The following is an 18,478-nucleotide window of genomic DNA, read 5'->3' as shown; positions in this document are numbered from 1 at the left end:
CTCTCTCTTATGGCAGCAGTCAATTCGCTGCCTTTCACCTTGTTAGTATGACTTTTGTTTGCAAATCATACTGACATTAAAAAAAAAACACCAAAACAGCATTTAAAATGAATGAAATCTAATGACAACCCATTTATATTATTTTTTTAGCTAAATTTTATTGATTTTTTTAATCAAGATGGCAGATTTTAGTTAACAGATTAAAAAAGGTTTATAAAGGAAGTCATATGTGCTCTATCTTCGGTATACTCGACATAAAAAGCGATGCTCATACACTGCGTCCAATCGCACTTGAAATGTCTAAAAAGCTCCGCCATCGCGGCCCAGATTGGTCTGGTATTTATTCATCAGACAAGGCTATTCTTGCGCATGAGCGCCTGGCTATTGTTGGTTTGAATAGTGGTGCGCAACCATTGTACAGTTCAGATAAAAAACACATTTTGGCGGTCAATGGTGAGATCTACAACCATAAAGAATTGCGAGCTCGTTACCAAGGAAAATATGATTTTCAAACCGATTCAGACTGTGAAGTCATCTTAGCGCTATACCAAGATATGGGCGAGGCCCTACTCGAAGAATTAAACGGCATTTTTGCATTCGTACTCTATGACGAAGAGAAAGATCAATATCTAGTTGGCCGTGACCACATTGGCATCATTCCCCTTTATCAAGGTCATGACGAACATGGCAACTACTATATAGCATCTGAAATGAAAGCACTGACTCCTGTGTGTAAAACCATCAGTGAGTTCCCTCCTGGCTGTTACTACAGCTCCAAAGATTCAGAGCCACAACGTTACTATATTCGTGATTGGAATGAATATGCCGCAGTTCAAGGTAACTCAACCAGCAAAAAAGACCTGACGGCAGCCCTTGAAGCAGCGATAAAACGTCAACTAATGACGGATGTACCATATGGTGTATTGCTCTCTGGTGGACTTGACTCTTCTATTACCTCTGCGGTGGCTAAACGTTTTGCAGCGATGCGAATTGAAGATGATGAACAATCTGAAGCTTGGTGGCCTCAACTTCATTCATTCGCAGTGGGCTTAGAAGGCGCCCCTGACCTAAAAGCAGCGAGAGAAGTCGCTGAAAAAATTGGTACAGTACACCATGAAATGACCTACACCATCCAAGAAGGCCTTGATGCCATCCGTGATGTCATCTATCACATCGAGACTTATGATGTAACAACCATTCGCGCTTCAACTCCCATGTTCCTTATGGGACGCAAAATAAAAGCAATGGGCATCAAGATGGTCCTGTCTGGTGAAGGTGCAGATGAAATTTTTGGCGGCTACCTTTACTTTCACAAAGCCCCTAATTCAAGAGAGTTTCATGAAGAGACAGTACGTAAGCTTCTAGCACTCAATATGTTTGACTGTGCCAGAGCTAACAAGTCTTTAGCAGCTTGGGGAGTCGAAGGTAGAGTTCCGTTCCTTGATAAAGAGTTTATTGACGTAGCAATGCGCCTAAATCCAGAAGATAAGATGTGTGGTAACGGAAAAATGGAAAAGCACATATTACGTGAATGCTTTGAGCACTATTTACCAAACTCGATCGCATGGCGACAAAAAGAACAATTCTCTGATGGTGTAGGCTACGGTTGGATCGATGCTCTAAAAGAAGTAGCAGAAAGCAAAATTACTGACCAACAGATGGAAACCGCTAGTTTCCGCTTCCCCTATAATACGCCAACCACAAAAGAAGGTTATGTTTACCGTGAAATATTTGAAGAACTCTTCCCTCTTCCTTCTGCAGCACAATGTGTACCTGGAGGGCCTTCCGTCGCTTGCTCCTCAGCCAAAGCGATTGAATGGGATGAATCTTTCCAGAACTGCGTAGACCCGTCAGGGCGAGCAGTTCAAGCGGTACATAATGATTCTTACTAAAATTGGATTGTTATTAGAACTTGTTGAGCCTTTATAAGGCTCAACTTCTTTTTACTTGCCGCCCCATTAACGTAGCGTCAAGAAGCACAAACAAGCCACTGAGTCATAGATTAATATAAATTATTTAGCAAAAAAACACCCAACACATGACAGCTAAGTGTCAAAATACACTCGCCAGTTTTGAAAACTTAGTTCTATAAAAAAAACTTCCTTATTATCAAACTTCTTTACACCTATTTATCAAAAGGTTATAGCAAAACCATAAATCAAGCTGATAAATGACTATATTGCAGACATTTTAACTAATTAATATATGTACTAGCATATTAAATTCTTTAATGGACTAGATTAGTAAAATTTATGGCAAATCATCGACAGATCCTCGGCCATCCGCGAGGCTTATTTCTATTATTTGGTACCGAGCTTTGGGAACGTTTCTCTTACTATGGTATGCGCGCTATTTTGGTTTTATACCTTACTGACAAAACAATAAATGGCGGTTTGGGCTGGTCAACCAAAGACGCGCTAGATTTATATGGTATCTATACCGGTCTTTTCTATATTACTCCTTTAATTGGTGGCTGGCTTGCAGATAACTACTTAGGACAACGTAGGTCGATACTAATAGGCGGCGCCCTGATGGCTGCCGGCCAATTTACACTTGCACTACCCGCTGACATGGTAGGTATGAGCACTTTACACAGTTTCTATCTCGGTCTCGCTCTATTGATTGCAGGTAATGGCCTATTTAAACCAAACATCTCAACCATGGTGGGCGATCTCTACCAAGAAGGTGATAACCGCCGCGATGGCGCCTTTACTATTTTCTATATGGGCATCAATATAGGAGCATTACTAGCAGGTATTATTGTAGGCTCTGTAACTGGCGAATTTGGCTGGAAGTCAGGCTTTGTTGTTGCCGGTATCGGTATGGTGATTAGCCTGGTAATGCAAATCAGCTTAGCCCAATCTTGGCTTGGCGATATAGGCCGAGAACCATCAGCAATACGAGAGCTAACTCGTCAAAAAACTTACAGAAAAGAAGCTCTCACAAAAGAAGAGTTTGATCGCATCAAAGTCATTTTGGTCATGAGTGTCTTCACTATTGTCTTTTGGGCTGGCTTTGAGCAAGCTGGTGGCTTGATGAATATTTACACTCAGCAATATACAGACCGTATGATAGGTGGCTTTGAAGTCCCAGCAGCATGGTTTCAATCCCTCAACCCATTTTTCATCATAACCCTAGCACCATTACTCGCTATTTTATGGGTTAAATTAGGTAAAAGAGAGCCGAATTCTCCGGTTAAATTTGCGCTTGCCATGTTCTTTTTAGCTTTAGGTTTTCTGTGCATGATTGGCGCAGTTATGCAGCAAGATGGCGATACTAGCGTCAAAACGTCAATGCTTTGGCTAGTGGGTGCTTTCTTCTTTCATACTTTAGGTGAACTTTGCCTGTCACCAATTGGTCTGTCATTAGTGACTAAGCTAGCACCACTGCGTTTAGCTTCGTTGATGATGGGGGCATGGTTTGGCTGTACTGCAATTGCTAACTATGTGGCTGGTTACGTAGGCTCCCATGTAGGTGAACTTGGCGCAATGGCAATCTTCAGTGGCATTGCTGTAACGGCCATTATATCAGGTGTTATCCTGTTACTATTTTCCAATACTTTAGTTCGCTGGATGCATGGAGCGGAAGCGCCAACTAGTAACGCAGAACAAGTTGAAGAGCAGCAAAGCCTAGCGGTGTAATTCTTAGTCAAAAACGCCCGATAAATCGGGCGTTTTTCATTTTAGTTAGAGTTTACTTTAGTAATTCGACTTGATTTCTTTCCACTGGCTGAAACAGAACGAATATAGACCTCTCCTTGCACTTCAGGTCGAGCATTTTCTTGATAAACCTGCCAGTTTTCTCCATCTAATGAGTACTGTAAATCTACTCCAGGAAAAGAAGTATTCATCATTAGCGTACCTGTCTCAATTTTTCCACCTGGTATAGGAAGGCGATACTCAATCCCTGACTTTTCTAGTTTCGCCAATTCGCGCTGACCTAGAATATTGGCAAAGCGATTATAATCTTTATTTAACTGCCTTTTATTGACTAGATTTGTGCCTTGGGAGTACTCGACGCCAACTTTGACTTCATTTTCCCAAGTACCTTGATGCCAAGCTCGCTCGGCCGCAGCCAAAACTCGCGGAAACACCATGTACTCATATTGTTCATCGCTACGAACCGTTTCAGACCAGAGCTGGGCAGATAATCCATAAAATGGTCCAGCGGCAATATCAGTGCTTCCAGAAAAACCTTTGCCATCTCGATCCAGTGAAGTTTCGGCATTCTGCGGCATGTTTTCTGGAGCAAAACTGAACATTTTCTTCGTATCAGTCGCTCGAGTTGCCCAGTAATATCCACGCTCTTTAGGATCGACTTCATATGGCATATCCATATAGACATAATCAGGACTTGAGACAATGACATCGTAGCCTTTGCTCGCCCACTCATACACAGACTTGGTTCCTCCCCAGTAAAGCACATCCCAGAAATTCACACGAGTATTGGCAGTGGCAAAGGATGCTGGACCCTCGCTATATTTAAGGCCATCTTGCCATGCTTGAAAAGTGGTTATTTGTTTGTCTTTGACGATTTTAGAAACCTGTTCGGCGAAGTAACTTGGTAAGTGTGCATAATCACTCACTACGCCACTAGCCACTAAATCCTGACACTGCGGAGACTTTGCAAAGGGCTTATCTTGTTTGGAAATATCTATGTTTCCTTTCCAAGCTACTTTCTCTGCGGCATCGATATCTTGAAACCCTGCTCCCAGTTTAATATTTTTCGCTTCATCACCACCAAAGTGCCATGTTGTTAGTGGTGCACCTGCATCTTTGTACATCGCCGCTACTTCAGACATAACCTTATCAACAAAGCGAGTAGATGAAGGCAAGCAGGGGTTAATAAAGCTCTGCTTATCGTAGAACTGAACTGTGGTAACATTTGAAGTATCTTCAGGATCAATCAAGCGATACTCGTTCGCCTCCTCGGCTTTATTCGCTTGCATCAAACGCTGGTACCTCGCCTCCATTGACACTACCGCCGCTCGAGCATGCGCTGGCATATCAATTTCAGGAATCACCTCGATATGACGAGCATTGGCGTATTTCAAGATCTCTACAAAGTCAGCACGGCTAAAATAGCCGCTACCAAAGTTATTTGCCTCTGGTCCCGAGCCTAATTGAGGTATTAGACAGCTCTGTTCTTTCTCATCAAAACAGCGCTGACCGCCAATATCAGTTAGCTCTGGTAAGCCGGGAATTTCTATGCGCCACCCTTCATCATCGGTCAGGTGAAGATGTAGCTTATTCATTTTATACGCTGACATTTGTTCAAGAGTGGCAAGGACAGCTTGCTTTGAATGAAAATTACGCGCAACGTCGACCATCACACCTCGATATTCAAAGCGAGGCGCATCCTTGATTGAGACAGCAGGCAATGAATCAGGATTTTGACCATCAATAAGTGCAAAAATGGATTGAACAGCATAGAAAGCACCAGCTTGATCAAAAGCATTAATCTTGATGCCGCTTGTAGTGATTTGCAGTTGATAAGCGCCGGATTTAATAAAATCTCCAGAGAACAAATTTGGATCAATAACCAAATTAACCGTTAGACGACCCTCAAGGCTTACTCCAAGCAAATCACCACGTGTCTCAAGTGCCTGATACTGCTCGGGTGAAAACGCTTCAGACGGCAAGGCAATTCCCTGAGTAATATCAAGCTCACCTTGACCTTGTTCAATATGCATGGGGGTTGGAATCAAGGCTGCTGATACATCTTGTTTGGCTAAATCCTGATTTTTCTCAAACCGCGAAGTCGCATTAGCAAAAACATTTTCATCATCAGGCGTACGTTTTAAATTATTCCCTGCTAGGCCTGATACAAAAGAACCTGTATTTTCAGTATCAAGAGATGCAATAACTCTAGGTTCGGCACCAGGAGAGGTAACAAATGCTCGTGGCATAAAGTCAGTTTCAAATAACTGCCAATATTCACCAATTAAAGGGAGAACCACTTCTTCACCTGCTGAGAAACCATCAAATTTGTCGGTAGGCTCTAATTTATGTAGATCGCCCGTGACATGAGAAACTCTAAATTGCTCACTATCCACATCAAGAATTAGGCGAATACTGTGAAAATAAATTGACCAATTTTTTAAATCAATAGCTTGTCCTTTGTTAACCACAGTCATGTTGACTTGATTACAGGAGGCCCATTCGGCGCCCAGCTCTTGACATGTTAACCCTTGGCTTACTCCATGATTGGTGATTACTTGATAATCAATATCAAGGTTTTCCGCTAATGAATTCACTGCACTTTGCTGTGGTGATTGCAAAGTACTGCATCCTACTAATGTCGCAATGATCGATGTTGCCAGAAGAGCTTTTTTAACCATCTTAATACTACCCCTAATTAACCGCTTTTTTCAGCATATTCCGAGATGTTTCTCAGGGTAAAATCATCAAGTCATGAAAGTGATCTTGCTCGAAAATTAGTTTCACTAATGACAAAATTATCTTTTTAAACAACGAATTAAATCAAACGTTAAATTTGTCACTAATGGATTAACAAATATTTACATGAAATGAATCACACTATTTTCCACCTTAGCCTTTAGAACTAGGTATATGATCACAAGACGAGCAGCATAAGATTAAGCTAAGCTATATAACAAAGTATAGAAATGTGATTTTATACTCAAATTGCTATCGTTAAATCACGTTAAAAGTAGCTCATTTCAACAATTTTTCCGTAAGGTACGGCTAAATGCAAAAAGTATGGTTGTCGATTTTTCTCATCACTTTCCCGCTATTATCCATTGCTGAACCGCTATTTTGGCAAGTTGAGAAAGGAAATTTTCGCTACATTATCTTTGGCTCGGTGCATGTCGGAGACAAAAGTATGTATCCCCTGCCGAAGGCCATCATAGAGGCATTGAGTTCAAGTTCTGGGCTGATTGTAGAAGCTGATATCAGAAAAATGCAGGATGTCATTTATCCTAAAATGACAGTAGCGACTAAACATGTTCTCGATACTAAGCAGCAAGAAACACTGCGCGGCCTAGCCAGTCTTTTTAATATTGATGCTAACCAACTGCTAGAAAGCCCCCCATGGGCAACGGCTCTGACACTTCAAATGAAGCAATTTGAATACCTTGGCTATCAAGCATCTCACGGAATAGATACTCACCTAATGTACAAAGCGACAGCCCAAAATACCCCAATTTTTAGCCTTGAATCTCTTCAATTTCAAATCGATTTACTGACTGGTCAAAAAGACTCAGGCAAAGAATTATTGTTAAGTGCTCTAGACGAATTTGATCGCTCAGAGGACCTAACCAAATGTTTAATCGCAAGCTGGAAAGCGGGTGACTTACAAAAGCTCAATCAATTTTCAAAGTTAACTGAAATGTCACCTGAGTTAGAGAACGCGTTCATTAGCCAAAGAAACCTAAACTGGGCAGAGAAGCTTGCCAAGACAGATTGGTCTAAAAAAAGTAAAGCAAGTTACCTAGTGGTGGTTGGCACCTTACACCTCATTGGTGAAAATAATCTGCTTACATTACTTAAGGCAAAAGGGTTTAAAGTAACTCAAATTTCAAAAAGTCATGCGGCCAATTGTGAGTTTGAATACTAACCAATCGCTGACCGCTTCCATCGGTATTTTCCATTATAAATAAACCTTTATATAACCAGCAACTTACGCAACTAATTCAGTATCATTGATCCAGATCAGTACCTTGGTTGTCATTCTATCTTATCGTATTGCCTGTCATCACTACTTCAATGTTGGAGGCAACATGGATTTATGGCTAAATCTCCTGTTTGGTAATGCAGTTGGACTATCTTCAATGTTAGTCATCTTCGGAGCTTTAGGCTTGATGCTGTTCTATGCTGGATACTTCGTTTACAAAGTAATGCATGACAAATCTCCTCACTAAAGTCGCCTAGCCCTATTTTAAAATAGGTTGTTGCTATGCACCGAAGTAGACTCACTTTCTGCTTCGGTTTTTTATTTATTGTGCTGTAAAAATGGTCAAAAACGCAGTTTAAACCGTAATGTTTATTGGTATTTTTATTTTATTTTATTTGGACGTCACAATAACTCTTATTGCAAACTCTGATGTGGCATTACTTCGCTTAAATAAAGCAGCTTTTACTCCTATTAAGTAATAGTGTTAGAATACCCTAAATAAGCATAAAGACGATTTTAAATCCCTAAAGTGCCGTTGTGAAACGTTAAGAGAGAACTATGATGCTATCAGATCCGAAACGCCTAAATAAATTTATCAGTGAAACCGGGTTTTGCTCTCGCAGAGAGGCTGACCGCCTGATAGAACAAGGTCGGGTGACCATTAACGGGCAGATACCGGAAATGGGAACAAAAGTACTGCAGGGTGATGATGTTTGCGTCGACGGAAAACCCATTAGTGCCGCCACAGAACGCCCCGTCTACATCGCTTTAAATAAGCCTACTGGGATAACCTGTACAACCGAGAGAAACATTGCCGGTAATATTGTCGATTTTATTGGTCACAAAAAGCGTATATTTCCTATCGGGCGCTTGGATAAGCCCTCAGATGGCTTGATCTTTTTGACCAATGATGGCGATATCGTCAATAAAATACTTCGTGCTGGTAATAATCACGAGAAAGAATATGTCGTTCGAGTGAATAAACCCATAACAGAACAGTTTATAAAAAAAATGAGTTCTGGCGTTGATATCCTTGATACTACTACCTTACCTTGCCAAGTCACCAAAGAGACAAAATTCTCCTTTCGTATTGTCTTAACACAGGGGCTAAACCGTCAGATACGTCGAATGTGCGAAGCACTAGACTATGAAGTATTCAAACTGCGCCGTGTACGCATCATGAATATTAGTCTCGATGGCATTCCGAACGGCCAATGGCGCTACCTAACCGACGGTGAAGTCAAAGAAATTTTGGCCATGTGCGAACACTCTAGTGGCACAGAAGACGCGTCAAAAACCGATACACAAGGAAAAAAAATACGCAGGGCAACCGATGCCAAACTGTTTGATAGTCGCAACGAAAATAAGGATTCAAAAGCAAGACGCAATCAAAAAACGCGCACTTTTAAAGGCAAAGACGCCGATCAGTTTCGACGAGGACCAAATACCAAAAAGTCACGCTCTGAATCCGCTGATACTAGGCCAAAACGTGACAATCCCAAAGCTACATTAGGCCCAAAAACACAGCCTAGAAAACAAGGGACATTGAGCTTAAAAAAAAGCCATTCCTGAATCTTTTATAGAATCAGTACCACCGTAATCACTTTTCGATTTCAGGGCACACTTTGCACCCAACGATATACGGTGGTATGGCACACTTTCATATCACATTTTTTATTGTTTCATTTCATTATGATGGATGAAACCACAATCATAGTACCAATGACACCCTTTGAAGCCTGATATGGCAGAGCACAATGTTGGCATTTCTATTTATTGCACCAAGCCCGCATATTTATAAACAAGCCTTTCTTGCTTGGGCTATCTTTTGCACTAACTGATTCTTTACCTCTGCTGCGGTCATAGCAAAGTCGCCGAACTCATGATAAGTCGATTGATTACCATTTCTTATATAGCAGCCATCGGGTTGTATGCCTGTCATACTAATATCGTCTTCTGGCGTACGTTTTAGTGCGGTTAACAATATTTTCATTGCATCAACATGGTCTTTATTCATATGCTCAGCCATAGCAATTTCAGCTTGTGCATTCCACTCTGGTTCAGGTAATAACCAATCTTTTTTGTCTATCCAATAGGCTTGCGCAAATCCCCCAATATAACGAATCATTTTCGGCTCTATTTGCCAAAGATGAAAGCCATGGTCGATTGGATAGTCTTGATATTGGGGATACTGCTGTAAAAAACGTTGCTGGATAGGCTGACTCGCCCCTCGTTCCAGTTGATGAATATCACCCATAATAGTCACACGTGCATTTTGGTTTTGGTCATCAGCCAATTCAGAATTGCCAAAAAAGGTCAAGCTGACTTTATTGTTACTTTTGATATTTTTGGTGTGCTGAGCAATATCACTAATATAAACAATAGGTTTCCCTTCATAGCTTGAAATAAAGGGAGTTACTGAGCCAAATGGATAATCCGCCAACTTTTTCGATACCGTTGAAATAACGCATTGACGCGACTGGCGCATATAGTGCCTTGCCTGATTAACAACTTTCTTATTCATAATGGTTCCCTTAAATGATCATCTAACCTGACACGGTTTAAAAGGTGTAACGTGCACTGAGCTTAAAGTTACGTCCTGGCTGGGCTAATGTCTGTGGAGCTGGAACATAATATTGGTTAGTAAGGTTGTCGACACCAAACCTTAAAGTCAACGGTTTGGCTCCAAACGCATGATTCCAAGAAGAATAAATATCGGTAATAGTGTAGTCGCTGTAATGCGTACTACCTTCTGTCGTCGATGCAGTATAAATCACTTTTGCTCCCACATTGATTGTATTATCCATAAAACCTTGATCGATATGAGCAACCCATTTATCCGCTGGTATCAAGCCGATAGCACTACCATCATTGCTCTTAGCCTTTACCTGCCCATAGTTTAGGCCAACGCTGGTATCATAGATTTTGTAGTCAACATCTACTGAATATCCTGTAAGTTTAGCGTTACCTACATTTTGTTGAGTCGTGGAACCACCGCTAAAATCAACGATGCTGTTGATGAAATCATCGACATCGTTACGGAATACAGAAGCTTTTATCGTTAGTTCGTCATCACCAAGCAAATCACCAAATGCCATATTGGCATCAATCTCTTTATTCTTGGATTTTTCTGGCTCTAGATTTGGGTTAGGCACAAATTCATTGCCAGGAAAATGATATCCCCCCGTGTACAACTCCCCCGCTGTTGGTGCCCGAAATGCTTGATCGTAACGAGCCGTCAACTGAAGCCAGCGGGTCGTCTGCCAACTGAGTGCAGCACTCGGTGACAATGCTGAATCACTGCGGCGAGCAGAAGCGGCTTGCTGACTACTATCGGTATAATCAGCTTGTGTACGCCAGTAATCATAGCGAAGCGCTGGTTGCAGCGTCCAGTCCTGCGCAAAGTTCCAGCGCATACGAGAAAATACCCCTAGCGTTCGAGTCGTGGCATCGGGAATGATTGGTCGAAATGATGAAGATGTTGTATCAAGAGTACCATTAGAGTCCTCTTGATAACCATCTGTGCCAACAGAGATATCTAGATTTTCAAATGTAGAGTGATTAATAACACTTAAGCCTAAAGTATGATTATGAGTTGTGTCGTTTTGGGTTGTCGTAGTGCGTGAACTATCCACTTTTACATCGTTATAGTAAAGCGTACCCTGTGTATTGATAAGATTATTATCTTTGGGATCCAGCTTATAGTTAACTATCGCATTGAATGCATCGGTTTTCATACCTACTATATAGTTACTATTTGCGTTTTCCGCAGAACTGGGATCAATGGGTGTATCCTGATCGACACGAGCATATCGAGTTGATAGTTCAATACGCTGAGAAGGCGTAAGCTGGATTCCTGTTTTGGCTAAGAAACCTTTATTTTCATCTGACGAGTTTTGTAGCTCTGTACCATTACCATCTTTTACATCATCAGAGTCACTGTAATAACCATTGAATAACCAATCATAGCTATCTTGCTTACCATAAGCAGCACCATTAGTTAACCAACGTTGATTTACCGACTGATAACTTTGTTCTATGTAACCACCTAGATCTTGGCCTTTTTCCAACAATTCTTCGGGTGACTTAGTCGTAATTGCAACCACACCACCAACTGCACCACTTCCCCAAATTGCACTTCCCGGACCTTTAAGTACTTCTATCGAGTTCAGTAAAGTAGGGTCAATCAAATACGTTCCCGTATGACCAGAGTTATAAGTTTGGCGTGCGCCATCAACCACTTGTAGAACTCGGTTATCGGAGAGGCCTCGAATTACTGGTTCCTGAGAAGAAGATCTGGGTCCGCCATAAAAGCTCAAGTTCGGCTGATACTTCAATGCTTCAGCCACAGATTGAGGCTGAATTTGTTCAAGCTGCTTTTGATTTATTTTATCTACTGGGTACAGGTGCTCGCTATCTGTAGCATCTTCGCGTGTAGCTGACACCTCAATAACATCAAAAACAACAGTATTATTTGGCTGCATAGAAGGCGAATTAGTCGTTGCATAACTAAATTGTGTCAGTTCAGTAGATGAAAGCAGTACGAGGGCTGATACCTGAGTTATTTTCCTTCGGTTCATGAAAAGACCTTATTTTAACAATCATAGATTCAAGTTGATCCATTGCATTACCAATGGGGCGGTGTATAATATCAACACCATAAATGCTAATGCAAATGATAATTATTTTTATTCGTGTTATGAGTAATGTTATTAATAAAAGAAGTTTGGTAATTATGCTGTTTGCATCGTTGTCAGCACACTTACTTGTTCTACCTGAACAACAAGCACATTTTGTTCATGGGGGAAAAGTTGGTATTCCATTAGAACTAACGTTATCCAATTTTTCTTCAGTGCAAGTCACGCCTTCTGCCACACCACAAAGTGTCATTCATCCAAAGCCAGACTCTACACACGTCACAAAGCCTACTAAACCCGCTCGCCCCGAAGTAAGGAGACAAGGCCGAGATATCGTACCTAAGCGAGGTCAGGCATTAGCTCCCAAAGCACTGCAAACAGCTCAGCATCAGATTAATAAACCTGATTCAGTTAAGAAAACTGCCCTATCAAAAGAGAAAGAAATTAAGCCTTCTTCATCTAAAATCATCGAAAAACCAACCAAAAAAAATACTCTATCTACAACTCAAAGTGGCCAGCTAGGTACTAAAAGTAACCCTGTAGTAAATACAGCCCCTAAGTTTAAATCCCGCCCCGTAGCTCCTATTTACCCTGATTCTGCTAAGCGTTTTGGCCGAGAAGGAGAAGTAATTGTGTCGATTGAACTTGATGATAAAGGGAACAAAACTCGTATTTCCATTATTCATTCTTCCGGCTATCACAGCCTTGACCGTGCTGCGTTAGCGGCAGTAGATAAATGGCAATTTGTGGCTTATAAAAAAAATGACCGCCCTGTGGCTTCTCAGGTAACCATTCCAATTCGGTTCTCTTTAGGAAATTAGCTTTATGTTGATAATATTAAATACTATTGAACAGTCCGCCATAATGCGATCTGTTAGCGATGCGATAGCTCAGCTTGGCCCAATGAAATGGCCATTGCTTATCTGTTCGATTCTAGCGTTAGCGCTATTAATGGATCGTTTATTTCATTTGATTTGTACTCGCACATACATTTCAAACCAACGAATTTCCCAAGGCCTACGACAATTTAAAAATAAAAACCAAACAGCGAATGAATTATCCATATGGGGTACGAAGAAAAGCCTTAGTCGACAACTTGCAGCGCTACTTCACAGTCACCGCAATATTCCACGGGAACAACGCGAAGATCTGGCCACCATTTGGATTGACAAGCATGAACGTCGTTTAGGCACAGGCCTTAATATCCTCGCCTTAATTTCGGTTGTAACCCCTCTCTTGGGCCTACTGGGAACAGTATTGGGTCTAATGGAAATGTTCAGCAAGATTGCATCTACCAACCAAGCCATTAATCCTTCTATGCTGGCGCAAGGACTTGGCATGGCATTGATGACTACCATAGTGGGTCTATTTATAGCAATACCTGCCCTAGTTGGTTTCCATACCTTAAAAATGTGGAGCAATCACAAAATCGCTTTCATCATTATGCTAGCTAATCAGATCAACCTAGTCATTGATGGTGTTGTCAATTCAACAATATCTGACAGCGAAAGTAATTCTGAACAACGCACTCCTATTGAACTCGCCTACTCAGCATCAGCAGGTGTTCGACGTGATTAAATACTCATCCCACACCAACGAAAGCGATAATTTATTGCCTGATTTAATGCCTTTATTGGATGTGATATTTATTGTTTTGGTGTTTTTATTACTCACTGCAAATTCACCATTACAAACGTTAAAAGTGCAAGTTCCAAAAGTAAATCAAGAATATATATTGCAGCCCGCGGATGGACGAAATTCTATTTCTCTCAGCTTAAGCCCCCAATTTCCACACTGGAAGTTGAACGAGCAAACCTTTGATTCTTGGCAAGAACTAGAACCGATATTGCTCCAAGAGGTTAGTAAGAACCCAAATAAACCACTGATAATTTCAGGCGATAGAAAAGCAACATTACAGCGTTTTTTTAAGCTGATTGCCTTTCTTCAAACCCATCATATTCAACACAGTAAAATTGTTTTGGAGTCCGAACATCATGAATAACAAACACCTTAAGTTTTGGCTGGTATTACTCACTGGCTATTGGTTTACTCTTCCTGCTTTTGCGTATACAAAAGTTACCCCTTCTTCAGATCGAATAGTGAGTATTGGCTCTGCCGTCACCGATCTCGTTGTTACGCTCGGCGGAACATCCCAATTGGTTGCCGTCGATAGCACCAGTAACGTGCCGCCATCGGCCCACGTTAAAATGCTCGGTTATCAGAGGCAACTATCAGCAGAGGGCATTTTATCTGTGAAACCTAGCGTCGTTGTCGGTAGTGATGAAATGGGACCACCAGAGGTGCTTCAACTTTTACAACAAGCAAAAATTCCTTTGATCACGCTATCTTCTGCCCCAACGTTGTCGGCCTTACAAGATAACATTCGTAAAATCGCCACACTTCTTGGCACCCCCAAACGTGCTGATTTACTCATTAAGGAAATTGACAACAAAGTTAGCACCTTAACTCAGCGACAAAAGACTCAGAAGCACATAGATTCAACGATATTTTTACTTATCTTAGGTAGCGGTAGTCCACAAGTAGCTGGCAAAGGTACTGTGGCTAATCGTATGATCGAATTAGCCGGAGGAGAAAACACAGCAGCACAAACGGTTAACGGTTATAAGCCAATTTCACAAGAATCCTTATTGGAGATGAAGCCGCAAACTTTGTTGGTGCCCCAGCGTATTCTTAACAACTTAGGCGGAACTTCTGGCCTGATTAAACACTACCCTATTTTAGCCGCTACACCTGCTGGGGAAAATGGTCAAATTTATGGTGTAGATCAGCACGCACTTATTGGCGGGTTCAGCTTGATTACGCTAAATGAAGCACAGCGATTAGCTTCTATTATCTCCCCACCTAATAGCAGTAAAAAGGTAATGTAGTGGAACAGCCTAGCTATCAAAATCGTCCACTCGATACCTGCGTACCGCTAAAACAGTACGCCACAATAGCGAGCCTAGTATTGATCGTAACAGCCATTGCTTCGATTGCACTAGGGCCAATTTCTATCTCGCTCAACCAAGTATTTATCTCATTATTAAACCTCTTTGGCTGGCAACATATAAGCTTGGCAGAAACAAGCAGCTACCTAAATGTAGTCATCGGTCAAATTCGCCTGCCTAGAACCTTATTGTGTATTGCCGTTGGCAGCATATTAGCCATTTGTGGCGCTGTTATGCAGGGACTATTTCGCAACCCATTAGCCGATCCAAGCATATTGGGAGTCTCAAGTGGTGCATCGGTAGGAGCGGCCTTATCGATTGTGGCTATCGGCGTACTCAAACATTATTTGAGTTGGCTGCCTCCTTCTACCGTATCTTTGTGGTTAACTCCTATGATGGCATTTTGGGGCGCACTGGCAGCAACGATACTGGTCTATAAGCTAGGAACAATTTCAGGACGGACGTCCGTTAATCTAATGCTACTGGGCGGGATTGCAGTGTCTTCAATTGCTGGAGCAATAATTGGCTTACTCTCCTATATTGCTGATGACCAACAACTTCGCGCATTGAGTTTTTGGCAAATGGGTTCATTAGAGGGTGCTACATGGCCACAAATCAGCTTATGTTGGGCGAGCTTAATTGGCTTAGTGGTCTATTTCCAACGTCAAGCGAATGCCTTAAACGCCTTACTACTAGGCGAAGCAGAGGCTGGTCACCTTGGCATCAATGTTAACAGACTAAAATTAGAGTTGATCGCTTTCACCGCTTTTGGAGTCAGTATAGCAGTATCGGTATCTGGTATTATCGGTTTCGTAGGTTTGGTTGTGCCGCATTTAATTCGTTTAGTGCTCGGACCTAGCCACTGTCACCTTCTACCGCTTAGCGCCTTACTTGGTGCAATTTTGCTTCTATTTTCCGATATCATCTCACGTACTCTCATCACACCAGCCCAGTTACCAGTTGGTATTGTGACAGCGGCCATTGGCGCACCATTTTTTATCTTTTTACTGATGCAACAACGCCAAAGATTTGGAGGATAACCATGCTATCATGTCGCAATTTAACCGCCAATTATAGAAAAGTATTGCGCACCAATAACAACCAATTAGCCACAAAACCAGCTCTTAATGTAGCTTATTTATCAATAGATGAAGGCACGCATACTGGCATTTTAGGTGCCAATGGAGCCGGAAAAAGCACTTTACTCAAAAGCCTATCTGGAGACGTTGAGTATCAAGGGGATATCCATATCATGGGAAAAGAGCGCAAAAGCTGGTCCCCGCATGTACTCGCCACACATCTCGCCGTGCTGCCACAAAGTACCCAACTGATGTTCTCATTTACGGTAGTTGAAGTCGTACGCCTTGGATTACTCAATTCATCCTTAAATCTAATACAAAAATCTGAAATGATTAGGCATATAATGCAGCGAAGTGATGTTTTGGATTTAGCACAGCGCAACTTCCTCACTCTCTCAGGCGGTCAGCAGCAGCGAGTGCTATTTGCCAAAGCGCTATGCCAAATTTCCTCACTCCAAGAAAGTACACAACAATATAAAAATAAGTTGTTATTCCTTGATGAACCTATTGCAGCACTGGATGTTTATCATCAACATCACCTACTACAAGGCGTTAAGGAGATAGCCGCCAAATTGGGTACTGTTATTAGTGTCCTACACGACTTAAACCTAGCTGCTCGTTATTGCGACCGATTAATACTAATGCATCAGGGTGAGATCATCGCCGATGGCCCACAAGACAAAGTGCTCACTGAAGACAATATCCAGCACGCATACGGTTATAAAAGCTCAATTATTCGCCATCCAAGTGAAGGCTATCTTATGATCAGTTAACTCATCGAATGCATCAGTATCGGTGGATAATAATTGTAACACACCTCATGATAACCAATCACAACCTAATAGTTCAGGACTTCTGGTTCCTGAATTACTATTGATAAAATGTATTGATAATAGAACTGTGATTTCTCCAATGTGATTATGAGTAACAGGCTTAATAGACAGCCCATATGACTAATTTAGGACACACACTAAAAGGATTCCGTAGTCATGGTTAAATGGCTAATAAACATCACTTTTTTAGTTGCTACAATATTGGTTGTTAATGATGTTGCGTCTTTGGGGGATCCTCTTCAGTTTATCGATTTAACCAGTCTGCTTATTGTTATGGTACCAACTTTATTTGCTACGGGTGTAGGTTATCAAAAGTCACGTGCCACAGCACTGAGTTGCGCTTTATTTACGGCTATTGTTAGTAGTATTTTGGGTGTAGTTATTGGCGTGATCCAAACTTTAGGGAGTGCTGATTCAGAGGCAATATTTGTAGGGTTGAGCGTTGCACTATTACCTCTATTTTATGGCCTTGTCATTACGTTATTAGTTCTGCCTTTTCACTTGAGTTGTGAAAAGAGCAAGACTTGACCTATTGATCCCTCTGGGGCACTTTCAAGGTGGAAAGTGCCGACTGTAACAGCTCTGGACAGAAATATTTCAGTGCCTTTGCTAAATTAGCAAATCATGGATTACTACAGATATTGAAAACTTTGCTAGAAACAAACTAGGCTTGGTCCTATGATTTTCGAGCGACTAAATAATCCCAACTAACTTAGCAAATACAACAAAAACGATTGTACCTACCCAACTCCACATGCCCAATGCATTAACCCACATAAAAAATCTAAATTTTTTAGAGTGTGTCGTTGAACGTTTACGGATAAACGGGTACATCATCCAGTAGTCAAAGCAGCGACTGCCAACAGCCCACGTCATCTGATACTGAGGGCGCATATGACCATTATGGTCATAATATTTGTTCAAATCTTTTGCTAACTCTCTATCTATAAAAATAATATGTTTCAAACTACCAAAAGATACGATTGACCCCATTACTACGCCTGGTACTGACCAAATGAGAGCGAACGATCCGAAAGCAACTACAGGGATACCAATAAACCAAAATTCCCACCAAGTCGAAATCCCCATTAGAAGTTATCCTCAATAAAATCGCCGACCGCCTCGTAAACCACATAGGCTCCATCGCTCACACTTTTACCTGCTGTAGAGCCAGCGATACCCCCTGCGGCACCACCAATTATCACACCTCCAACAGCGGCTACCGCCAATATTGGGGCCGAAGCCGTAACGCCTATAATCAGAGCTATACCCTCAACAGCAGCAACAGCAGCCCCTACTCCTAAGGTTCCACCTTTGGCTCCGCCATATACGCCACCAATAAA

16 protein-coding genes and 1 pseudogene are annotated in these 18,478 nt (G+C 41.6%); 12 read left to right on the top strand and 5 right to left on the bottom strand.

The genetic code is table 11. The features are described from left to right. Nucleotides 1–227 precede the first annotated feature (227 nt). Complete coding sequence (gene asnB, locus KO511_RS03420) at nucleotides 228–1,892, top strand: asparagine synthase B (RefSeq protein ID WP_215986072.1); 1,665 nt, start codon at nucleotides 228–230, stop codon at nucleotides 1,890–1,892. Between the two features lie 360 nt (nucleotides 1,893–2,252). Further along, a complete protein-coding gene (locus tag KO511_RS03415; RefSeq protein WP_215986071.1) occupies nucleotides 2,253–3,641 on the top strand; it encodes a peptide MFS transporter in 1,389 nt (462 codons plus the stop codon). 41 nt (nucleotides 3,642–3,682) lie between these two features. Here KO511_RS03415 and KO511_RS03410 read toward each other — a convergent pair whose 3' ends face one another. Next, nucleotides 3,683–6,340 carry a family 20 glycosylhydrolase gene (locus KO511_RS03410; protein WP_215986070.1) on the bottom strand — a complete coding sequence of 886 codons (2,658 nt, stop codon included), beginning with the start codon at nucleotides 6,338–6,340 and terminating at the stop codon, nucleotides 3,683–3,685. Nucleotides 6,341–6,711: 371 nt separating this feature from the next. Between KO511_RS03410 and KO511_RS03405 the strand changes: the two genes are divergently transcribed. The 3 genes from KO511_RS03405 (at nucleotide 6,712) to rluF (ending at nucleotide 9,210) form a co-directional block, all read left to right on the top strand. Then, on the top strand, nucleotides 6,712–7,581 hold the full coding sequence (locus KO511_RS03405) for a TraB/GumN family protein (RefSeq protein WP_215986069.1): 870 nt from the start codon (nucleotides 6,712–6,714) through the stop codon (nucleotides 7,579–7,581). Between the two features lie 163 nt (nucleotides 7,582–7,744). Continuing rightward, entirely contained in the window at nucleotides 7,745–7,885 is a 141-nt protein-coding gene (locus KO511_RS03400; RefSeq protein ID WP_125320668.1) for a DUF3149 domain-containing protein, read from the top strand. Between the two features lie 311 nt (nucleotides 7,886–8,196). Then, complete coding sequence (gene rluF, locus KO511_RS03395; protein ID WP_436840205.1) at nucleotides 8,197–9,210, top strand: 23S rRNA pseudouridine(2604) synthase RluF; 1,014 nt, start codon at nucleotides 8,197–8,199, stop codon at nucleotides 9,208–9,210. Between the two features lie 223 nt (nucleotides 9,211–9,433). Here the strand turns inward: rluF and KO511_RS03390 are convergent, their stop codons facing one another. Both KO511_RS03390 and KO511_RS03385 read right to left on the bottom strand, forming a co-directional pair. After that, a complete protein-coding gene (locus KO511_RS03390) occupies nucleotides 9,434–10,162 on the bottom strand; it encodes a HugZ family protein (protein ID WP_215986068.1) in 729 nt (242 codons plus the stop codon). A gap of 37 nt (nucleotides 10,163–10,199) precedes the next feature. After that, nucleotides 10,200–12,218 carry a TonB-dependent hemoglobin/transferrin/lactoferrin family receptor gene (locus tag KO511_RS03385; protein WP_215986067.1) on the bottom strand — a complete coding sequence of 673 codons (2,019 nt, stop codon included), beginning with the start codon at nucleotides 12,216–12,218 and terminating at the stop codon, nucleotides 10,200–10,202. A 155-nt stretch (nucleotides 12,219–12,373) separates the two neighbouring features. Between KO511_RS03385 and KO511_RS03380 the strand changes: the two genes are divergently transcribed. The 7 genes from KO511_RS03380 (at nucleotide 12,374) to KO511_RS03350 (ending at nucleotide 17,663) form a co-directional block, all read left to right on the top strand. Beyond that, the gene (locus tag KO511_RS03380) at nucleotides 12,374–13,096 is read left to right on the top strand and encodes an energy transducer TonB (RefSeq protein WP_215986066.1); all 723 of its coding nucleotides are present in this window, start codon (nucleotides 12,374–12,376) and stop codon (nucleotides 13,094–13,096) included. A gap of 4 nt (nucleotides 13,097–13,100) precedes the next feature. Then, nucleotides 13,101–13,853, top strand: a complete 753-nt coding sequence (locus KO511_RS03375; RefSeq protein WP_215986065.1) for a MotA/TolQ/ExbB proton channel family protein — start codon at nucleotides 13,101–13,103, stop codon at nucleotides 13,851–13,853. Continuing rightward, nucleotides 13,846–14,277 (top strand): ExbD/TolR family protein, encoded by a 432-nt coding sequence (locus tag KO511_RS03370; protein WP_215986064.1) that lies wholly within the window; start codon nucleotides 13,846–13,848, stop codon nucleotides 14,275–14,277. Before KO511_RS03375 ends, KO511_RS03370 begins: the two co-directional genes overlap by 8 nt. Beyond that, entirely contained in the window at nucleotides 14,270–15,163 is an 894-nt protein-coding gene (locus KO511_RS03365) for a heme/hemin ABC transporter substrate-binding protein (protein ID WP_215986063.1), read from the top strand. Before KO511_RS03370 ends, KO511_RS03365 begins: the two co-directional genes overlap by 8 nt. Then, a complete protein-coding gene (locus KO511_RS03360) occupies nucleotides 15,163–16,263 on the top strand; it encodes a FecCD family ABC transporter permease (protein ID WP_436840204.1) in 1,101 nt (366 codons plus the stop codon). The genes KO511_RS03365 and KO511_RS03360 overlap by 1 nt, the downstream gene beginning before the upstream one ends. A 2-nt stretch (nucleotides 16,264–16,265) precedes the next feature. Continuing rightward, nucleotides 16,266–17,075: a heme ABC transporter ATP-binding protein gene (locus KO511_RS03355; protein WP_215986062.1), complete on the top strand. Its 810-nt coding sequence runs from the start codon at nucleotides 16,266–16,268 to the stop codon at nucleotides 17,073–17,075. A gap of 216 nt (nucleotides 17,076–17,291) precedes the next feature. Next, nucleotides 17,292–17,663: a MotA/TolQ/ExbB proton channel family protein gene (locus tag KO511_RS03350; RefSeq protein WP_215986061.1), complete on the top strand. Its 372-nt coding sequence runs from the start codon at nucleotides 17,292–17,294 to the stop codon at nucleotides 17,661–17,663. A 165-nt stretch (nucleotides 17,664–17,828) separates the two neighbouring features. On the opposite strand, the gene KO511_RS03345 is transcribed toward KO511_RS03350, so the two are convergent. Together KO511_RS03345 and KO511_RS03340 are read right to left on the bottom strand one after the other, a co-directional pair. After that, nucleotides 17,829–18,224: a hypothetical protein gene (locus KO511_RS03345; protein ID WP_171361658.1), complete on the bottom strand. Its 396-nt coding sequence runs from the start codon at nucleotides 18,222–18,224 to the stop codon at nucleotides 17,829–17,831. Continuing rightward, a pseudogene (locus KO511_RS03340) lies at nucleotides 18,224–18,478 on the bottom strand (hypothetical protein); the annotation flags it as partial. The gene KO511_RS03345 and the pseudogene KO511_RS03340, both read right to left, overlap by 1 nt.

Origin of the sequence: Vibrio hepatarius (assembly GCF_018860525.1) — a bacterium.
GTDB classification, from domain to species: Bacteria; Pseudomonadota; Gammaproteobacteria; order Enterobacterales; family Vibrionaceae; genus Vibrio; species Vibrio hepatarius_B.
This window is presented reverse-complemented; position numbering and strand designations above follow the sequence as displayed.

What these genes read in the sequence shown, in the direction of transcription:
- asnB (WP_215986072.1), top strand. Translation starts at nt 228, where the DNA reads ATGTGCTCTATCTTCGGTATACTCGACATAAAAAGCGATGCTCATACA.
- KO511_RS03415 (WP_215986071.1), top strand. Translation starts at nt 2,253, where the DNA reads ATGGCAAATCATCGACAGATCCTCGGCCATCCGCGAGGCTTATTTCTA.
- KO511_RS03410 (WP_215986070.1), bottom strand. Translation starts at nt 6,340, where the DNA reads ATGGTTAAAAAAGCTCTTCTGGCAACATCGATCATTGCGACATTAGTA.
- KO511_RS03405 (WP_215986069.1), top strand. Translation starts at nt 6,712, where the DNA reads ATGCAAAAAGTATGGTTGTCGATTTTTCTCATCACTTTCCCGCTATTA.
- KO511_RS03400 (WP_125320668.1), top strand. Translation starts at nt 7,745, where the DNA reads ATGGATTTATGGCTAAATCTCCTGTTTGGTAATGCAGTTGGACTATCT.
- rluF (WP_436840205.1), top strand. Translation starts at nt 8,197, where the DNA reads ATGATGCTATCAGATCCGAAACGCCTAAATAAATTTATCAGTGAAACC.
- KO511_RS03390 (WP_215986068.1), bottom strand. Translation starts at nt 10,162, where the DNA reads ATGAATAAGAAAGTTGTTAATCAGGCAAGGCACTATATGCGCCAGTCG.
- KO511_RS03385 (WP_215986067.1), bottom strand. Translation starts at nt 12,218, where the DNA reads ATGAACCGAAGGAAAATAACTCAGGTATCAGCCCTCGTACTGCTTTCA.
- KO511_RS03380 (WP_215986066.1), top strand. Translation starts at nt 12,374, where the DNA reads ATGCTGTTTGCATCGTTGTCAGCACACTTACTTGTTCTACCTGAACAA.
- KO511_RS03375 (WP_215986065.1), top strand. Translation starts at nt 13,101, where the DNA reads ATGTTGATAATATTAAATACTATTGAACAGTCCGCCATAATGCGATCT.
- KO511_RS03365 (WP_215986063.1), top strand. Translation starts at nt 14,270, where the DNA reads ATGAATAACAAACACCTTAAGTTTTGGCTGGTATTACTCACTGGCTAT.
- KO511_RS03355 (WP_215986062.1), top strand. Translation starts at nt 16,266, where the DNA reads ATGCTATCATGTCGCAATTTAACCGCCAATTATAGAAAAGTATTGCGC.
- KO511_RS03350 (WP_215986061.1), top strand. Translation starts at nt 17,292, where the DNA reads ATGGTTAAATGGCTAATAAACATCACTTTTTTAGTTGCTACAATATTG.
- KO511_RS03345 (WP_171361658.1), bottom strand. Translation starts at nt 18,224, where the DNA reads ATGGGGATTTCGACTTGGTGGGAATTTTGGTTTATTGGTATCCCTGTA.